The 3,405-nt window shown below is 65.4% G+C and carries 4 protein-coding genes; all 4 read left to right on the forward strand.

Annotation, left to right across the window (positions count from 1 at the left end):
* On the forward strand, positions 1-832 hold an 832-nt coding region (gene fabD, locus RI841_RS15540), incomplete at its 5' end, for an ACP S-malonyltransferase (protein WP_310706536.1).
* A 30-nt stretch (positions 833-862) separates the two neighbouring features.
* Positions 863-1,606: a 3-oxoacyl-ACP reductase FabG gene (gene fabG, locus RI841_RS15545; RefSeq protein WP_310706537.1), complete on the forward strand. Its 744-nt coding sequence runs from the start codon at positions 863-865 to the stop codon at positions 1,604-1,606.
* A gap of 132 nt (positions 1,607-1,738) precedes the next feature.
* Complete coding sequence (gene acpP / locus RI841_RS15550) at positions 1,739-1,972, forward strand: acyl carrier protein (RefSeq protein ID WP_008956801.1); 234 nt, start codon at positions 1,739-1,741, stop codon at positions 1,970-1,972.
* Between the two features lie 181 nt (positions 1,973-2,153).
* Positions 2,154-3,392, forward strand: coding sequence for a beta-ketoacyl-ACP synthase II (fabF, locus tag RI841_RS15555; protein ID WP_310706541.1), 1,239 nt, complete (start codon positions 2,154-2,156; stop codon positions 3,390-3,392).
* Positions 3,393-3,405: the final 13 nt, after the last annotated feature.

Genomic DNA, 3,405 nt, shown 5'->3' on the forward strand with positions numbered 1-3,405 from the left:
GGTGGTGCAGGAAGGGCCGGCCGAGTCGCTCAATGCCACTTCCTGCACCCAACCGGCGCTGCTTACCGCTAGCGTGGCGGTCTGGCGTGTATGGCAGGAGCTCGAGGGGCCGCGTCCCGGGGCCATGGCCGGCCACAGCCTGGGCGAGTACAGCGCTCTGGTCTGTGCCGGGGCGCTGCCCTTCGCTCAGGGCGTGCGACTGGTGAAGCTGCGTGGAGAGGCAATGCAGGAGGCTGTCCCCGCTGGCGAGGGCGCCATGGCGGCGATTCTCGGTCTCGATGACGAGGCGGTGGAGCAGGCCTGTGCCCGGGCCGCTGACGGCGACGTGGTGGCTGCCGTCAACTACAATGCCCCGGGGCAGGTAGTGATCGCCGGTAGCAAAGCTGCCGTGGAGCGAGCTATCGCCGCCTGCCAGGATGCCGGCGCCAAACGCGCGATGCCGATTCCGGTCTCGGTCCCATCGCACTGTGACCTGATGCGCCCCGCCGCCGAGCGTCTGGCGGTGGCCATGGAGGAGGTCGAGCTGCGCTCGCCGCGCTACACGGTGTTCCAGAACGTCGATGCCCAGGCTCATGCCGACGTGGAGACCCTGCGTACCCGGCTGATCGAGCAGCTCTACCAGCCAGTGCGCTGGACTAGCTGCATCGAGGCGATAAGCGCCCGGGGTGCCCAGGTGTTCATCGAGTGCGGCCCGGGCAAGGTGCTCACCGGACTCAACAAGCGAATCGCCCGAGGCAGCAAGGGACTGGCGGTGAACGACCCCGACAGTCTCTCTGCGGCTCTCGAACTGGCCAGGAGTGCCGTCGGTCCATCACCGGCGGTCAATGGCTGATCCTTCTCCCGGACCTAGACGGAAGAGACCATGACAACCGAGCGTAGAGTCGCCCTGATCACCGGGGCCAGTCGCGGCATCGGCCGCGCCACCGCCCACGAGCTGGGGCGCCAGGGTCGCATCGTGATCGGCACCGCCACCAGCGATGCCGGGGCCGAGCGGATCGATGCCGATCTCGCCGCGGCGGGCATCGAGGGGGCCGGCCGCAAGCTGGACGTCACCGACCAGGCCAGCGTCGATGCCCTGGTCAAGGCGGTCACCGAGGAGTTCGGTGCTCCCACCATCCTGGTCAACAATGCCGGTATCACCCGTGACAACCTGCTGATGCGCATGAAGGAAGATGAGTGGGACTCGGTGATCGATACCAACCTCAAGTCAGTCTACCGTGTCAGCAAGGCCTGCCTGCGAGGGATGACCCGAGCCCGTTTCGGCCGCATCGTCTCGATCAGTTCGGTGGTGGCCACCATGGGGAACCTCGGGCAGACCAACTACGCTGCCGCCAAGGCGGGCATGGAGGGCTTTACCCGAGCCCTGGCCCGTGAGGTGGCCTCTCGTGCCATCACCGTCAATGCGGTGGCGCCGGGCTTCATCGCTACTGACATGACCGAATCCCTGCCGGAGGAGCAGCACAAGGCACTGCTCGGCCAGATTCCCCTGTCGCGGCTCGGTGACCCCGAGGAGATCGCGGCGGCGGTGGGCTTTCTGACTGGCGACACGGCGGGCTACATCACCGGCGAGACCCTGCATGTCAACGGTGGCATGAACATGCGTTGAAGCCTCCCGCAGGACGCGGTTGCGCCGACCCGGGGGCGTCTATAAACTACTCCGCAGCTTCCGGCTAGCGGATCTGGATCTTTAACGGCTGGTTCTCCGAACGGCCAATGTGAACGACTGGAGTACGTCATAATGAGCACCATCGAAGAGCGCGTGAAGAAGGTTGTGGCCGAGCGTCTGAACGTCAAGGAAGAAGACATCCAGAACTCCTCTTCCTTCACCGAAGATCTCGGCGCCGACTCCCTGGATACCGTCGAGCTGGTGATGGCGCTCGAAGAGGAGTTCGACACCGAGATTCCCGATGAGGAAGCCGAGAAGATCACGACCGTTCAGGAAGCCATCGATTACGTCAACGCCCACCAGTAAGGTGGCGGTTGAAACCGCTCGCTGAGGCGTCCGGGGCCAGGTCCCCGTGGAGAGCCGTCCTGCCCAGGCAGGACGGCTCTCGTGCTATGAGCCCGTACAGGTCGGGGAGACTCAGGTATAATGCCCGCAATGACGGTCCTGTCGCGGGGTCGTGTCAACAAGGTTGTCTGGAGGAAAGCTGATGGCTCGTAGAAGGGTTGTGGTGACCGGGCTCGGTCTGGTCACGCCGGTGGGAAATACCGTGAAGGAGAGCTGGGCCAGCATCACGGCCGGCAAGAGCGGTGTCGCGCCCATCGAACACTTCGATGTCAGCGCCTTCAACACGCGCTTCGGCGGGTCGGTGAAGGACTTCGACATCAGTCCGTACCTGAATCCCAAGGAGGCCCGCAAGATGGACCTCTTCATCCAGTACGGAATGGCTGCGGGGGCCCAGGCGATTCAGGATGCCGGGATCGAGTGTCACGATGGCAATGCCGATCGCATCGGCGTGGCCATCGGCTCGGGGATCGGTGGCCTGCCGATGATCGAGCACAACCATAGCGCCCTGCTCAAGGGCGGGGTGCGACGAATCTCGCCCTTCTTCGTGCCGGGGTCGATCATCAACATGATCTCCGGCAACCTGGCGATCCAGCACGGCTTCCGGGGTCCCAATATCGCCATCACCACGGCCTGTACCACCGGGACCCACAATATCGGCTACAGCGCCCGCACTATCGCCTATGGCGATGCCGACGTGATGGTCTGCGGGGGCGCCGAGATGGCGACCACGCCGCTGGGCCTTGGGGGCTTTTCCGCGGCTCGGGCGCTCTCCACCCGCAACGATGATCCGGCCGCAGCGAGTCGGCCCTGGGACCGGGATCGCGACGGCTTCGTGCTCTCCGATGGCGCCGGGGTGGTCGTGCTCGAGGAGTACGAGCAGGCAAAGGCCCGCGGGGCGACCATCTACGCCGAGCTCACCGGCTTCGGCATGAGCGATGATGCCTACCACATGACGGCACCGCCGGAAGATGGCCACGGGGCTGCTCGGTCCATGCGCAATGCGATCCGTGATGCCGGCATCGATCCTGCGGCCATCGACTACATCAATGCCCACGGCACCTCGACCGCCCACGGCGACCTGGCCGAGAGCCGTGCCGTCGAAGAGGTGATGGGGGAAGCCGCGAAGTCGGTAGCCGTCAGTTCCACCAAGTCGATGATCGGCCACCTGCTGGGGGCGGCAGGTGCCGTGGAGGCGGTGTTCAGCGTCCTGGCGATTCGCGATCAGGTCGCGCCGCCGACGATCAACCTGGACAACCCCCAGGATGGCTGCCGTCTCGACTACGTGCCGCACACCGCGCGCGACATGAAGATCGACATCAGCCTGTCGAACTCCTTCGGCTTCGGCGGCACTAACGGCACGCTGATCTTCAGCAAGGTGTGAGTCCGGGGGGCGC

It is taken from the genome of Halomonas sp. (assembly GCF_031581305.1).
GTDB lineage: Bacteria > Pseudomonadota > Gammaproteobacteria > Pseudomonadales > Halomonadaceae > Halomonas.

Excerpts from the sequence above, each read along its gene's own strand:
- fabG (WP_310706537.1), top strand. The coding sequence starts at position 863 with ATGACAACCGAGCGTAGAGTCGCCCTGATCACCGGGGCCAGTCGCGGC.
- acpP (WP_008956801.1), top strand. The coding sequence starts at position 1,739 with ATGAGCACCATCGAAGAGCGCGTGAAGAAGGTTGTGGCCGAGCGTCTG.
- fabF (WP_310706541.1), top strand. The coding sequence starts at position 2,154 with ATGGCTCGTAGAAGGGTTGTGGTGACCGGGCTCGGTCTGGTCACGCCG.